The following is a 14296-nucleotide window of genomic DNA, read 5'->3' as shown; positions in this document are numbered from 1 at the left end:
GGTTGCACCACGCGTGGGGCGAGTGGCAGAAGGCCTTCGTGGCGAGGAACGTTTGGGCACGAAAGGTTTCGAGCCGCTCTCGCGCCGGCTCGGCATGCGTCCGGGTTGAAGCAGGCTCCGCCCTTGGAGCGACCGCGGTCGCGACGCTATGATTGCTAGGCTCGCGGTATTTTACAGCTCCGAACCCAGGGCTGGACGACGCGACCGGCGATTTCGATGTGCTTGGCGATGTTCATGACGGGCTCCGGTTCGAGGTTCTCACTGAGCAATGGCGACGACACGCGGGATGGGCCGCGGCGAAGAAGTCAGAGCTGAGATATGAACCGGATCTGCATGCCGACTTCCCTACCAGGGTCCGGAATGGTCCGCGATCGGTTCCCCGTGAAGCGGTCAACGAGGCGTTAACGGAAGCTTCGCTGGTTCAATCATGGTGAAGCGCGCGGAAGGCACCCCAGCGTCCCGCACGACACCGAGCGATGACCGATGACCGGTTCTAATGGTGTCGCTTGGCACCGGCCATTGCATGGCGCTTGGCGCTTCTTGCTGCCGTTAGCAGCCCATCCCTGTGGCATGCCTTTCGTCAACGAAGCCGCCCCACGCTTCGGCAAACTGCACCTGACCGAACCCGCGTGGATTGCCTGACGGCATCAATAGGACCAAATTCTTAAACGGTGATCGGCTGGCTTTGAGCGGGTTTACAACTTTGCGTCCGATCGCCACAAAACTTTGGGGTGACGATTCGCACCGTTCTTGAAAGCATATATATATCAACGGGTAGAGGGCAGGTGGTTTTACAACATTGGGTATCGCGACACCACCTATGAGGCGGATCGGCAACCTGTTCCTGCGCGTCGCACGGCGCGCAGGAATGGTTTGAAGAATAAAATGGATCCGAAGGATCCGCTTCTTCGAACTCGATACCGGCGCCATCTTGAGACGGCCGTATCGGCCGCCCCGCAGTTGACGGAGCGAGCGACGTTTGCCGGCAAGGCGAAGACCGGAACAAGCGTCGTGGGCCGATCGGCCACGAACCGGACGAGGACGGTCCGCCCTCTACGCGGCGAGCGAACTCGCCTGCACCGTCAGGGTCGCGACGAGACCCGTGGGCTGCCAGTCGTAGTCGATGGAGCCGCCGAGCTGGCTGGAGACGCTTCGCGTCACGAGCTTCGATCCGAAGCCCTGCGCTCCCTCCGGCCCTCTCACGGCAGGGCCGCCACGCTCGGTCCAGACGATCACCACCTCCTCGCCCGGCGAGTCGCAGGCGACGTCCAACGCGCCCTCCTCGCACGAGAGGGCGCCGTAGTTCATCGAGTTCGTCGCGAGTTCGTGGACCACGAGCGCCAGCGTCGTGGCTGCGGCCTCGCCGACGCCCATGCGCGGCACCGACACGCGGATCCGACCGCTGAAGGCGCCGAGATCGTCGTAGGGCGCCAGCAGGACCGTCAGCAGATCGCCGAGGAGTGCGGCGGAGCCCTGTCCGCCTGGAAGGGGCCGGACGAGATCATGGGCACGCCCGAGCGAGGCGAGACGCTGGGTCAGTTCGCGAGCCATCTCGGCCGAGGTCGTCGTCGAGCGCGAGGTGATGTTGGTGAGACCCGAGGCGATCGCGAGGAGGTTCTTGACCCGGTGGCTCATCTCGCCGGCCAAGAGTTCGTTCGCCTCCTCCGCCTGCTTGCGCCCGGTCACGTCGAGGAAGATACCGAACATGGTCCGGTTGATGATGCCCTCGTCGCTGCCCTGCCCCCTCGCCGAGACCCATCGCACTTCGTTGCCGATCATGATGCGGAAATCGACTTCATACGGCCCCATGATGGCCCGGGTCGCGGAGAACGCGGCCCGCACGCGGTCGCGGTCTGCGGGGTGGACGTGCGACGACAGATCCTCGAACGTGACGGCATCGCCGGCCGGAAGGCCCCAGAGGTCGGTCGCGTGCTCGTCGAGATCGAGCTCGTCGGTGTCCACGTTCCACGACCACAACGCGACACCCGCGGCCGTGATGGCACGCCGCAGCCGCTGGGCATCCCAAGGCGGCATCCGCTGGGCCGAGGACGAGGTCGTTTCCGCTTCAAGGTTCATCGAGTACCTTTAACAGGTTTGCGCGGCATCTTCACCGTTGGCGAGGCTGTCCTCGGAAGGATGCTTCGAGCGCGTCGCCTCTCCGTTCGTCGCTGTCGCGATGGCCGATCGAGACGAACCCGCGCGGCGTTCGGGCGTCTCGCTTCGAGCGATCGAACAGCGACGTCGGCCGACAGGGTTCACGGCGTCCGATATCCTTCGAACGAACGGCCGATCGGCGGTTCGGATGACGCCTCTCCCCCAAGGCCTGCGCGGGCGACCGAGGCTTCCAGTCGGCGTGCGTCGATCCATCTGGAGCAGGGAACACGCCGCGAGGCTCGACGGCGCCGCCGGCGAGCCGGCCGCACACCGGAGAACCATCATGATCGACGACCAGGACCGCCGACACCTCGAACGTTGCATCGAACTGGCGGCCGAGGCCTTGCGGTCGGGCAACGAACCGTTCGGATCCGTTCTAGTCTCGCAGAACGGCGTCGCGATGCTGGAAGCCCGGAACGAAGTCGGCGGCGGCGATGCCACGCGGCATCCCGAGTTCGCCATCGCGCGATGGGCGGCCGGGAGCATGTCGCCGAAGGAGCGGGCCGCGGCGACGGTCTACACGTCGGGGGAGCATTGCCCGATGTGCTCGGCCGCCCATGGTTGGGTCGGCCTCGGCCGGATCGTCTACGCCTCGTCGGCCGCGCAGCTTTCTCAGTGGCAGGCCGAGATGGGTGTCGCTCCCGCGTCGGTTCGTCCGCTATCGATCCATGAGATCGTGCCCGATCTGAAAGTGGATGGTCCGGTCGAAGACCTCGCTGAAAGCGTGCGTGGCCTGCACCGACAGATGCATCTCGTGTCGCGGGGAGGCGGCTGAACCGTGGGTGTCGCTGCACGGGGAGGACGGCCGCAACGCGTCGGATGACGCCTGCCCCGCCTCATCGCGATGCGGAATGTCTTTCCCCCTTTTCAGGGCCAGACAGCACAACCATGTCTTCATTCTAGTGAAATAGTAGACATTATCTTCGTAGCCCGCCGCCGGTCGTCTGGCGAGGCAACCGCCCGAGATGCGAACGAGGATTCCCATGCGCCCAAGCCCTTTCCCCGCCCTCTCCCGACGCGGTTTCGGCATGATGGCGATGGCCCTCGCGCTCGCCTCGTCGGCGGCCTCCGCGCAGGGGTCTCCGAAGACCGGCGGCACGTTGGTCTATCTCGAGCAGCAGCCCCACACCGTGCTCTATCCGCCGGCCGGAGGCTTCTATCCGAACGGCGGCATCCTCAACCAGATCACCGACAAGCTGACCTACCAGAACCCGCAGACGCTGGAGATCGAACCCTGGATCGCCGAGCGATGGGAGGTGAACGAGACCTCGACGCAGTACACGTTCCACCTGCGGCCGGGCGTTACCTTCTCGGACGGCGCACCGCTCGACGCGGCCGCCGTCGCGCTGAACTTCGACACGTTCGGGCTCGGCAACAAGGAGCGCAACCTTCCGGTCTCGGAGGTGGTCAACAATTACGAGCGCTCCGAGATGCTCGACCCGCTGACCGTCCGCTTCCACTTCAAGGCGCCGAGCCCGGGCTTCCTCCAAGGCACCTCGGTGATCGGGTCCGGCCTCGTATCGCCGGCGACGCTGAAGCGCAACTTCGCCGAACTCGGCGACGCCCGACTGATCGTCGGCTCCGGCCCCTTCGTCGTCGAGAGCGAGACGCTCGGTACCGAACTCGTGCTGAAGGTCCGCGAGGACTACGACTGGGGGCCCGCGAAGCTCACTCATCAGGGCCGCGCCTATCTCGACGCCATCCGCTACGTCATCGTCCCGGAGGACGGGGTGCGGATCGGCGCGCTGACTTCGGGCCAGGGCGACGTCGTGCGCCAGATCCAGGCCTACGACGAGGAGGCGCTGACCTCCGAGGGCTTCGCGATCGCCGCGCCCTCGACGCGCGGGGTCAACAATTCGATCGTCTTCCGCCCCGACAACCCGCTCGTGGCCGACGTGAAGGTGCGCCAGGCGCTCCTGCACGGCACCGATCGGCAGGCGATCGTCCAGACGCTGTTCTCGAAGAACTATCCTGTGGCGACCTCGGTCCTCGCCTCGACGGCGCTCGGCTATGTCGACCTCTCCGACAGGCTTCGGTTCGACCCCGCCGAGGCGGCCCGCCTTCTCGACGAGGCCGGATGGGCGATCGGGGCGTCGGGCCTGCGCGAGAAGGACGGCCAGCGGCTAGAGTTCACGGCCTACGAGTCGCTCCCCCAGCCGCAGAACCGGGCGGCGCTGCAGCTCGTCGCGCAGCAGTGGAGCACGCTCGGCGTCGAGCTCAACGTGCTCGGCGGCGATGCGGGCTCCGCGGTGGCCGACAATCTCGACCCTGCCAAGACCGCGGTGTCGCCGGCCATGGTCGGCCGCGCCGACCCCGACGTCCTCAAGAGCCAATTCTACACGAAGAACCGCAACGTGCTTCTGCAGACCGGAGGCGTCAGCGACAAGGTCAGGAGCTTTCGGGACGACAGGCTGAACGGTCTCCTGGAGGCGATCGCCGCCGAGACGGACGGGGCCAAGCGCCTCCAACTCGCCGGCGACGTGCAGCGCTACGTGGTGGACGAAGCCTATGCGATCCCGATCTTCGAGGAGCCGCAGGTCTACGGTGCCGCCGCCGACGTGAAGGGCCTCGCCTTCGAGGCGGTCGGGCGGCCGAGCTTCTACGGCGTCTGGCTCGACAGATGACCGCCCGCCTCCTGACGGGCCGCCTCGCTCAGGCGGCCTTCGTGCTCTGGGCGGCCTTCACGGTCTCCTTCGTCCTCCTCCAGCTGATGCCGGGCGACGCGGTGCTGATCCGCTTCGTCGGCGGCGACATGGGTCTGAGCCCGGAGGCCGTGGCGGGCATCCGCGCCTTCTACGGCGCGGACGACCCGGTCTGGCGGCAGTATCTTCAGACTCTCAGCGGCTTCCTGCGAGGCGATTTCGGCTTCTCGATCGCGTCAGGCGCCTCGGTCGCGGGCGAGATCGCCGCCAACCTGCCGTCGACGCTCTGGCTGTCGGGTCTCGCCTTCCTCGCTGCGATGGCGCTCGCGCTCGCGGTGACGCTGCTGGCGACGCTCACGCCATTCCGCTTCCTGCGCGAGACCTTCGCGGGACTTCCGGGCCTCCTCGTCTCGATCCCCGTCTTCTGGCTCGCCATCGTGCTCGTCCAGATCGTGTCGTTTTGCCTCGGGCTGGTGTCGGTGATCGCCCCGGGCCCGTGGGAGCGACTGATTCTGCCGGTCGCCGCCATCGCGGTGCCGATCGCCGCGCCCATCGCGCAGATTCTCCTGCGCAATCTCGACGCGCTCGCAGTGCAGGGCTTCGTCACGGTCGCCCGCGCCAAGGGCGCGACCCGCCCGCAGGTTCTGCTTCATCACACGCTGCGCAACGCCCTCCTGCCCGTCCTCACCATCGCCGGCCTTCTCTTCGGCGAGCTTCTGGCGGGAGCCGTGGTGACCGAGACCGTGTTCGGCCTCAACGGCATTGGGCGCCTGGCCGAACGCTCCGTGCGCAACCAGGACGCGGCGGTGCTCCAAGCCATCGTGGTGATCGCAGCGCTCGGTTTCGTCCTCGTCAATCTCGCGGTGGACCTTCTCTATCCGCTGGCGGATCCGCGGTTGCGGCGGTCCGGAGGGGTGGCGGCATGAGCACGGTGTCCAACCTCGCGCCGATCCATCGCGCGCAACCGCGCCGCGCGCACCCTCGCGCCGCCCTCAGCCGGCTGCCGCCGATCGGTCTGGCGCTGGCGGTCGGCGTGCTCGTCCTCGCGCTGCTCCTCGCCGTCGCCCCGTCGCTCTTCACCGGCCACAGCGCGGTGGCGGGGGTCGCCGGCCAGCAGTTGAAGGCGCCCTCGCTCGTCCATTGGCTCGGCACCGACGAACTCGGACGCGACGTCTTCGCCCGCATCGTCCACGGCGCACGCTACTCGCTCTCGGGCGCCGTGATCGCAGTCGGTATCGGCCTCGGCCTCGGCACGCTGATCGGGCTTCTCGCCGGCGCGGTGGGCGGGCGCACCGACGCCGTGCTGATGCGCCTCGTCGACGTCATGCTGGCGATCCCGACGCTGCTGCTGTCGCTCGCCTTCATCGTCATCCTCGGCTTCGGCCATGCGCAGGTCGCGGCCGCCGTCGGCATCACCTCCATCGCGAGCTTCGCGCGTCTCGTGCGCTCCGAGGTGATGAGCGTGCGGCGTTCGGACTACGTGGAAGCCGCCTTCGGCTCCGGCGGAACCTTCGCCGCCGTGCTCTGGCGCCACGTCCTGCCGAACTCGATGACCACCGTTCTCGCCTATGCCGCGCTGCAGCTCGGCTGGGCCATTCTGCAGATCTCGGCGCTCGGGTTTCTGGGTTACGGCGCGCCGCCGCCGACGCCCGAGTGGGGCCTGATGATCGCGGAGGGGCGCAACTACATGGCCCGAGCCTGGTGGCTGACCGTGTTTCCGGGACTGGCGACGGTCGTCGTCGTCCTCGCCGCCAACCGCGTCGGGCGCGCGCTCGCAAGGGGAAGCCGATGAACGCCACGCCACAGGATACGCCCCTCCTTCATGTCGAGGGTCTCGCCATCGGCTATGACGGCCGGAGCGTGGTCGAGAGCGTCGACTTCACCGTGCGACCGGGCGAGGTCGTGGCGCTCGTCGGCGAGTCGGGATCGGGCAAGACCACGACCGCGCAGGCGATCGTCGGCTTGCTGCCAGAGAACGGACGCATCGAGAGCGGCCGCGTCCTCCTGAATGGCCAGGACATCGCAGGCTGGTCCGACCGACGTCTGTCCGCCATCCGGGGACGGGTCGTCAGTCTCGTTCCCCAGGATCCCGGTTCATCGCTCGACCCCGTGCAGACGATCGGCACGCAGATGGCCGAGATCTTTCGCCTGCACGGCGAGCGCGACCGCGCCGTGGTCCGCTTGCGGGTGCTCGCCCTTCTCGAGCGTGTCGGGCTCTCCGATCCCGGGTTGCGCATACGGCAATATCCGCACGAACTCTCGGGCGGCATGAAGCAGCGCGTCCTCATCGCCATCGCGCTGGCGTTGAAACCGCAGCTCGTCATCGCCGACGAGCCGACCTCGGCGCTCGACGTCACGGTGCAGCGCCGCATCCTCGACCTCATCGACGATTTGCGCCGCGACCACGGCACCGCCGTTCTCCTCGTGACTCACGATCTCGCGGTGGCCGCTGATCGCGCCGATCGCATCGTTGTGATGCGCGCCGGGCGAATCGTGGAACAAGGCGACGCCCGTTCGCTTCTTGAAGCGCCGCGCGAAGCCTACACGCGCCGCCTTCTGCACGACGCCCCCGCCTTCGCCGCGCCCGCGGTGCGGCCGCCCGCGCCATCGACTGCACCTGATCTCGTCGAGGTCGAGGGGCTGGTGCAAGACTTCCCGACCGACCGGGGGACGTTCCGCGCGGTGCACGAGGCGAGCTTCCGCATCGCTCCCGGCACCACCCACGCGCTGGTCGGCGAATCGGGATCGGGCAAGACCACCACGGGCCGCGCCGTCCTCGGCCTGCTGCGGCCCACGGCGGGCCGGGTCCGCGTCGCGGGCCAGGACGTCGCCGCGCTGAAGGGCGAGGATCTCCGGCGCTTCCGGCGCACGATTCAGCTCGTCTACCAAAACCCGTTCGCTTCGCTGGATCCGCGCCAGAGCGTGTTGGATATCGTCGAGGAACCGCTTCTCAACTTCGAGCCGATCGCCCGCGGGGAACGACGGGCCCGTGTCGAGGCGATCCTCGCGCGGGTCCAGCTGCCCGCCGATCTCGCCGAGCGCCGGCCCCGAGCCCTGTCGGGCGGGCAGCGCCAGCGCGTCGCCATTGCCCGTGCGCTGATCCTCGAGCCGCCCATCCTCGTCCTCGACGAGGCGGTCTCGGCCCTCGACGTCACCGTGCAGGCGCAGATTCTGCGGCTGCTCGCCGAACTCCAGCGCGACCTTGGCCTCACCTACCTCTTCATCTCGCACGACCTCGCCGTGGTGCGCGCGGTCGCCGACACCGTCAGCGTTTTCCAGGCGGGACGGATCGTCGAGTCGGGCCGCGTCGAGGACGTCTTCGGCCAGCCGACCACCGCCTACACGCGAGAACTCGTCGGCGCCATTCCGGGCCGCGCCAGGCCCTTCCTCTCGTCCGAGGGCACCCCCGCATGACCAAACGCATCGGCTTCTTCACCCGCATCCTCGACGACGCGGAACCCGCCACCCGCTATCGGCTGGCACGCGAGCAGATCGTCCATGCCGAGCGCCTCGGCTTCGACACGGCCTGGATCGCGCAGCATCATTTCAACCGCGACGAGGGCGGCCAGCCCTCGCCCTTCGTGTTCCTCGCCAATGTCGCAGCCGTCACCTCGCGCATACGGCTCGGCACCGGCATCGTGACGCTGCCGCTCGACGAGCCGGTGCGCGTCGCCGAGGACGCGGCGGTCCTCGACCATCTCTCGGGCGGGCGGCTGGAACTCGGCCTCGGCTCCGGCGGCACCGCCTCCTCCTTCGCCGCCTTCGACCTCGACAGCGCCGAGCGCGGCGCGATCTTCGGCGCGAAGGTCGCGACGCTGCGCCGGGCGCTGCGCGGCGAGCCGCTGGGTGGAGGCAACCGCCTCTACCCGGATGCCGGCACGCTCGACCGGCGCATCTGGCAGGCGACCTTCTCGGCCGCCGGCGGAGCGCGGGCCGGCGAGGCCGGCGACGGGCTTCTCCTGTCGCGCACGCAGCCGCGGCCGGAAGGGCGCCCGGATCTCTCCCTCGCCGATCTCCAGCTGCCGATCGTGGAGGCCTATCACACCGCCCTATCGCCGGGCGCGAGCCCCCGCATCCTCGCTTCGCGCAGCGTCTTCGTGGCCGACCGGCGCGACGAGGCGCGGCGCCTTGCCGAAGCGGGACTGCGCCGGGTGGCCGCCCATTTCGCGGCGCAGGGCCACGTCATCCTCGGCGAGAGCCTCGACGATCTCCTCAAGACCTTCGACAGCCATGTCGGCACGCCCGACGAGGTGGCCGAGAGCCTGTCGCGCGACACGACGCTCAGGCATGCGAGCGAGATCTCCGTGCAGGTTCACTCGATCGACCCCCCGCACGCCGCGATTCTCAGATCGATCGAGCTCTTCGCGGCGGAGGTCGCGCCCGCGCTCGGCTGGCGCGAGCCCGCCCGCCCGGCGCTCGCGCGCGCCGTTTGACACCCAAACCCGGAGCACCCCCATGAGCGAACCATCCACCGACCTCATCGATGCGCTGGCGGGCATCCGCGCCGGCTCGGCGCTCGATGCCATCCGTGCCAAGCGCTCCCTCGCGCGCGACAACGCACAGCACAGCTACGAGCTTCTGCTCCATCCCGCCGAGCCCGGCGACGTGAGCCTCGACGAGCGCCGCGCCGTCGCCGTCTTCGTGGCGCTGCTGCATGGTGATGCGGCGGTGGCCGAGCACTACACGCGCCTCCTCGCCGTGCCCGAACTCGAACGCCGGCTCGCGGCGGAAGCCGAGGCGGCGTCGGCGCAGGGGCCCTACGGCGCCTATCCGCCCGGCCCGCTCAGCGCCGAGGACGAGGCGGGACCAATCTACCGGGCGGGCGACGACGCGAGAGCGGCGCTCGGTCCCCGGCTCGCCGCGGCGCTGGAGCACGCCCATCTTCTCGTCTTCCACCCGCGCGACGCCGCCGGCGAGGCACTTGCCCGCCTCGTCGAGGCCGGATGGAGCGCGGACGGGATCGTGACCCTGTCGCAGCTCGTCTCGTTCCTCGCCTTCCAGATCCGCGCGGCGATCGGCCTGCGCGCGCTCGCCCAAGCCGGAGAAGCCGCATGAACGCCCCCGTCGCCGCACCCGAAGCCTCGATCCTCCTCGCCCATCCCGAGAACCGCGAGCCGAACGCGTTCACGCAGGGCGAGCTCGGCTGGCTCCCCGCGCTCGCCCCGCTCGCCGTCGAGGCGCTGACGAACCGCCATTACGAGGGCCTGACCGAGCGCAGCCGCGCGCAGTCGGCCTATTTCCGGCTCCTCGTCCGCGACCCGGAGGTGCTCGGCGCCCGCACGCGCACCGACAAGGACATCTTCTACAATTCCGACGGCGGCCTGCCGCGCGCCGAGCGCGAACTGGCCGCCACCGCCGTCTCGCGGGTCAACGGCTGCATCTTCTGCGCCTCCGTCCACGCCCGCTTCGCCACCCGGCACTCGGGCCGCGGCGCGGATGTCGACCGGCTGCTCGACGAGGGCATTTCAGCCGATCTCGACACAAGATGGAACGCGATCACCCGGGCGTCCGAGCGCTTGACCCGCACGCCCTCGCAGTTCGGCACCGACGACATAGGCGAGCTTCGCGCGGTCGGGCTGCAGGACGACGAAGTGGCCGACCTCGTCTTCGCCGCCGCCTTCTTCAATTGGGCCAACCGTCTGATGCTGTCGCTCGGCGGGCCGCAGGCACCGGGCGCCAAGGAGTAGCGGTCGACAAACGCGTGAGTCGGCGACGTTCCGGCAATTGCGAATGACGAAATGCCTTCGGTGCCGATGCGCCGGAGGTAGAGGTCGATGCCTCCGCACCATGGTGACGATCCCTGGTGATCGTGCCGCTACAGCGTGGACGGGAACGCCAACGAACGGGCACCCGACAGGTCGAAGCCTGCCGGCTGAACGTCGGCGCTCACGACAGGTGACGGCTGACGCCCCCTACGATGCGATCCCCAGCATCCTTCGCCGAGACGACACCTCGACCGGACGCGATCAGCCGGCCGAAGCGCGGCTCGCGAGAGTTCGCGACAGTGCCGCGCACTGCACGCGGATGTCGGGCACGGCCGTGATCTCCCAGAAACGGGCACGCGTCGGCGGGCCGACCGCAAAGATCACGGGCGAGGCGACGCCATCGGCACCGATGAGAGCGCCGTCCTCGTCCACGTCGATGCCGATCGCGAGAGGATCGAGACGTGCCGTGCCCGCCGCTACCATGGTGGCCACGAGCCCTTCGTAAGCGAACTCACGCAGGACGCCGGTGCAGTCGACGACGCGATCCACAGCGAAGTCACGATGCCCTTCGCCTCGCTCGCGCAACGTCACGACGGTCTTCGGCCCGTCTTGGCGCGTCGACTCGATGCGCCCGGCAAGGATGGAAAGTTGCCCGTCCGCCCTCGCGGCTTCGAGCATGGTGAACGAAGCCGGGGCCATGCGGTGGCGATGCACGTCCCAGAACGCCCGCGCATGTCGCAGGAATCGGCGGCGCGACGCCGGCGTCATCGAGCGCCACAGCATCTGAGTGTGGGGGCGCAGCGCGTCCACGATGTCGCGCCAGCTGCCGCCTCGTGTTTCCGCCCAAGCGATCGTTCGGCGAAGCCAGCGCAGAAGAAACGCCATGCCGGTGCCGAAGGGAATATCGGCGGGATCGAGCCGGAACGTCTTAGCCGGCGCATGAACCTGCGGCAGCAGGCCGCGACGCGACAGCGCCAAGATTCGGCCCTGATGACCGCGACGGCGCAGCGACGCGACCCTATCCACCATCGACAGACCGGTGCCGACGATCAGCACGTCGTGGTCGCCGGCGATTCCCAGTTCATCGATGATCGCGCCCTGCGCCAGATAGGGCGTTCCGCCGGCGGCGCGCTGACCATCGTAGCCGGTGGCGAGAACGGCCGACGCGGCGAGGATGGTTTCCCCGTCGGCGAGGGTGGCGACCACGCCTTGGGGGCCGGCCGCGAGATCGACGCAGGTTCCGGTGATCACGCGAAGCCGCCCGTCGCCGCCGGGCTCGCAATGGGGCGCCAAGAGATCCCCGAGATAGGCGCGGTAGACCTTGCGCGGAAGAAAGCAGAAGGCGTCGGCGCAACCGAGACGCTCGGCATGACCGCTCGCCGCGAGCCATCGCCAGAAATGCTCGGGGTCGTCCGGGAAGGCGCTCATGTTGGCGGCGCGGGTGTTGAGAAGATGCGCCGGATCGTCCGTCGCGTAGGCGATGCCCGCCCCGATCGCGGGGGAGCGCTCGATCAGAACGACCTCGCGACGGGGATCGTGTCGAAGCAGATTTGCTGCAAGGATCGCGCCGCTGGCGCCGCCACCGACGATCAGGATCCGGGGGTTCAGGTCCGACGACGCCGCCCCGTTCGAAGCCGCCGGATCATCCGCCGGTCGGCTCAAGCCGCCGCCTCGCAGGACGAAGCATCGAAGAGGCGGGCGGAGGTCACCGCGACAGCCCGGCCAGATGCTCGCCTTGAGCCGTCCCACCATCGCCTTCATGGGCCAAGACGAATGGTGCAACACCGACATTGGGTTGGTGGAACGGGCCGAACCCGAACACCACCGCCAGCACGAGGCCGAAGGCGGCGAATGTCAGCGTGGAATCGCGCAGCCGGCGAAGAACCGTCCTGGCGGACAGGGTCGGAACATCGCTGGTTCTGTCCAGAACGGGAATCGTCATCGGTCGCCTCGGTCGGATCACTTGGAAGGACCCTATGGCACGGGCCGACGGACCGACAGGAAGGATTGTCTATTCTGATGCTAGATTGAGAAGATCATTTCGCGCGACGCTGCAGCGACGGTGACTGTACGAGCCAAACCGAACCACCGACAGCTTCTCACTCCCTAAAGGCTGGCGGACAAGGACTTGCTCGAAGGAGCAAACAAGCGAGGATCGGCAGACCGGAGCAGGCGCTTCATACGCCCGCCCCGGTCTCGATCATGGCGTCAGGCCGCCGCGCTGGCCCGGCGCGGCAGCTTCCAGTTCGGCCGTACGAAATGGCAGGTGTAGCCATTCGGAATCCGCTTCAGATAATCCTGGTGCTCGGGCTCGGCCTCCCAGAAGTCGCCGAGGGCGGAGACTTGGGTGACCACCTTGCCCGGCCAAAGACCCGAGGCGTTCACGTCGGCGATCACGTCTTCCGCCACGGCCTTCTGCTCGGCGTCGGCATAGAAGATGGCCGAGCGATAGCTCGGGCCGCGATCGTTGCCCTGCCGGTCCACCGTGGTCGGATCGTGGATCTGGAAGAAGAACTCGAGCAGCGTGCGGAAATCGGTCGCGGCGGGATCGTAGACGATCTCGATCGCCTCGGCGTGGCGGCCATGGTTGCGGTAGGTGGCGTTCGGAACCTCGCCGCCGGAATAGCCGACGCGGGTCGAGACGACGCCGGGCATGCGGCGGATGAGATCCTGCATGCCCCAGAAGCATCCGCCTGCGAGAACGGCGCGTTGCGTCGTCATGCCACTTCCTCCACCTGGGCGAGATAGTCGGCGTATCCCTCACTCGTCATGTCGTCGCGATGCACGAAGCGCAGCGACGCCGAGTTGATGCAGTAGCGCAGGCCGCCGCGATCGCGCGGGCCGTCGTCGAACACATGGCCGAGATGGCTGTCGGCGTGCTTGGAGCGCACCTCGACGCGGACCATGCCATGCGACCGGTCCTGGATCTCGGCGACGTTGGCGCTCTCGATCGGCTTGGTGAAGCTCGGCCAGCCACATCCGGACTCGAACTTGTCGGCGCTGGCGAAGAGCGGCTCGCCGGAGACGATGTCGACATAGATGCCGGGCTGCTTGTTGCCCAGAAGCGCACCCGTTCCCGGCCGCTCGGTGCCGCTCTCCTGCGTGACCCGGTACTGTTCCGGCGTCAGCGCGGCGACGGCTTCCTTCGTCTTGGTGTAGTTTGGCATGGGGTTCTCCTTCCTCGTTCTAGATGGTGGCGGCGGCGGACGTTTCCAGATTTCGCCCCGCCGGCTCTGCATGGGACCGCGCGGCCCGATCGTCGCAGACGAAGGGCGTCTCATTCGCCGAAGCTTCGCAATTTAAGGGTTTTTCTCACGGGCCCTCCACCCGATCGTCGCATTCTACCGCTTCCTCGAACCAGCGAACGGGCGATCCGGTGGCCAAGACTGCGAATGTGAAGACCCCGACCGAGACCGCCGCGAAGCCGGTGCGCAAGCCCCGTCGGCTGATGATCGGATTGACTCTCGCGGGCGTGACCGCCGTCGCGGCGACCACCGGCGGCTATTTCGCCCTCGGCAGCGCGGGCGCCGAGACGCCGGACGCGGTCGTCGCCGCCGCCATCCCGGTGCCGATGCCGGTCGCGGTGCTCGAGGAACGCGCGCCGACGAAAGCGGCGGACTACCAGATCGTGTCGATCTACGGCGACGAGGCGATTCTCGCCGTGGGCAGCAATCTCCTGCGCGTGAAGGCGGGTTCGCTCGCGCCGGGCCTCGGCACCGTGACGGCGATCGAACCCCGCGCGGACGGCGGCGGCTCGGTGATCGGCACCGACGCGACGCTCAGCACCTCTTAGCG

The 14296-nt window shown here is 68.5% G+C and carries 14 protein-coding genes; 9 read left to right on the top strand and 5 right to left on the bottom strand.

Features of this window, described 5'->3' with window-relative positions:
• Positions 1–1053: 1053 nt before the first annotated feature.
• Complete coding sequence (locus tag GGR04_RS10795; RefSeq protein WP_246393099.1) at positions 1054–2076, bottom strand: sensor histidine kinase; 1023 nt, start codon at positions 2074–2076, stop codon at positions 1054–1056.
• A gap of 361 nt (positions 2077–2437) precedes the next feature.
• Between GGR04_RS10795 and GGR04_RS10790 the strand changes: the two genes are divergently transcribed.
• The 8 genes from GGR04_RS10790 (at position 2438) to GGR04_RS10755 (ending at position 10483) form a co-directional block, all read left to right on the top strand.
• Positions 2438–2929, top strand: coding sequence for a nucleoside deaminase (locus GGR04_RS10790; RefSeq protein ID WP_183199881.1), 492 nt, complete (start codon positions 2438–2440; stop codon positions 2927–2929).
• Between the two features lie 253 nt (positions 2930–3182).
• Positions 3183–4778: a TIGR04028 family ABC transporter substrate-binding protein gene (locus tag GGR04_RS10785; protein WP_210291760.1), complete on the top strand. Its 1596-nt coding sequence runs from the start codon at positions 3183–3185 to the stop codon at positions 4776–4778.
• On the top strand, positions 4775–5722 hold the full coding sequence (locus GGR04_RS10780; protein WP_183199879.1) for an ABC transporter permease: 948 nt from the start codon (positions 4775–4777) through the stop codon (positions 5720–5722). The genes GGR04_RS10785 and GGR04_RS10780 overlap by 4 nt, the downstream gene beginning before the upstream one ends.
• A complete protein-coding gene (locus GGR04_RS10775) occupies positions 5719–6588 on the top strand; it encodes an ABC transporter permease (RefSeq protein WP_183199878.1) in 870 nt (289 codons plus the stop codon). Before GGR04_RS10780 ends, GGR04_RS10775 begins: the two co-directional genes overlap by 4 nt.
• Complete coding sequence (locus GGR04_RS10770) at positions 6585–8210, top strand: dipeptide ABC transporter ATP-binding protein (protein WP_183199877.1); 1626 nt, start codon at positions 6585–6587, stop codon at positions 8208–8210. Before GGR04_RS10775 ends, GGR04_RS10770 begins: the two co-directional genes overlap by 4 nt.
• On the top strand, positions 8207–9229 hold the full coding sequence (locus tag GGR04_RS10765; protein WP_183199876.1) for a putative FMN-dependent luciferase-like monooxygenase: 1023 nt from the start codon (positions 8207–8209) through the stop codon (positions 9227–9229). The genes GGR04_RS10770 and GGR04_RS10765 overlap by 4 nt, the downstream gene beginning before the upstream one ends.
• A 22-nt stretch (positions 9230–9251) precedes the next feature.
• The gene (locus GGR04_RS10760; protein ID WP_183199875.1) at positions 9252–9851 is read left to right on the top strand and encodes a CMD domain protein; all 600 of its coding nucleotides are present in this window, start codon (positions 9252–9254) and stop codon (positions 9849–9851) included.
• On the top strand, positions 9848–10483 hold the full coding sequence (locus GGR04_RS10755) for an alkylhydroperoxidase domain protein (protein WP_183199874.1): 636 nt from the start codon (positions 9848–9850) through the stop codon (positions 10481–10483). Before GGR04_RS10760 ends, GGR04_RS10755 begins: the two co-directional genes overlap by 4 nt.
• A 279-nt stretch (positions 10484–10762) precedes the next feature.
• Here GGR04_RS10755 and GGR04_RS10750 read toward each other — a convergent pair whose 3' ends face one another.
• The 4 genes from GGR04_RS10750 to msrB form a co-directional block, all read right to left on the bottom strand.
• Positions 10763–12163, bottom strand: a complete 1401-nt coding sequence (locus GGR04_RS10750) for an FAD/NAD(P)-binding protein (RefSeq protein WP_183199873.1) — start codon at positions 12161–12163, stop codon at positions 10763–10765.
• A gap of 43 nt (positions 12164–12206) precedes the next feature.
• Positions 12207–12443 carry a hypothetical protein gene (locus tag GGR04_RS10745; RefSeq protein ID WP_183199872.1) on the bottom strand — a complete coding sequence of 79 codons (237 nt, stop codon included), beginning with the start codon at positions 12441–12443 and terminating at the stop codon, positions 12207–12209.
• Positions 12444–12709: 266 nt separating this feature from the next.
• Complete coding sequence (msrA, locus tag GGR04_RS10740; protein ID WP_183199871.1) at positions 12710–13222, bottom strand: peptide-methionine (S)-S-oxide reductase MsrA; 513 nt, start codon at positions 13220–13222, stop codon at positions 12710–12712.
• Positions 13219–13668, bottom strand: a complete 450-nt coding sequence (gene msrB, locus GGR04_RS10735) for a peptide-methionine (R)-S-oxide reductase MsrB (protein ID WP_183199870.1) — start codon at positions 13666–13668, stop codon at positions 13219–13221. Before msrB ends, msrA begins: the two co-directional genes overlap by 4 nt.
• A 227-nt stretch (positions 13669–13895) precedes the next feature.
• Here msrB and GGR04_RS10730 point away from each other — a divergent pair, with 227 nt between their 5' ends.
• The gene (locus GGR04_RS10730; RefSeq protein WP_183199869.1) at positions 13896–14294 is read left to right on the top strand and encodes a flagellar basal body-associated FliL family protein; all 399 of its coding nucleotides are present in this window, start codon (positions 13896–13898) and stop codon (positions 14292–14294) included.
• Positions 14295–14296: the final 2 nt, after the last annotated feature.

Origin of the sequence: Aureimonas pseudogalii, assembly GCF_014196835.1 — a bacterium.
GTDB classification, from domain to species: Bacteria; Pseudomonadota; Alphaproteobacteria; order Rhizobiales; family Rhizobiaceae; genus Aureimonas; species Aureimonas pseudogalii.
This window is presented reverse-complemented; position numbering and strand designations above follow the sequence as displayed.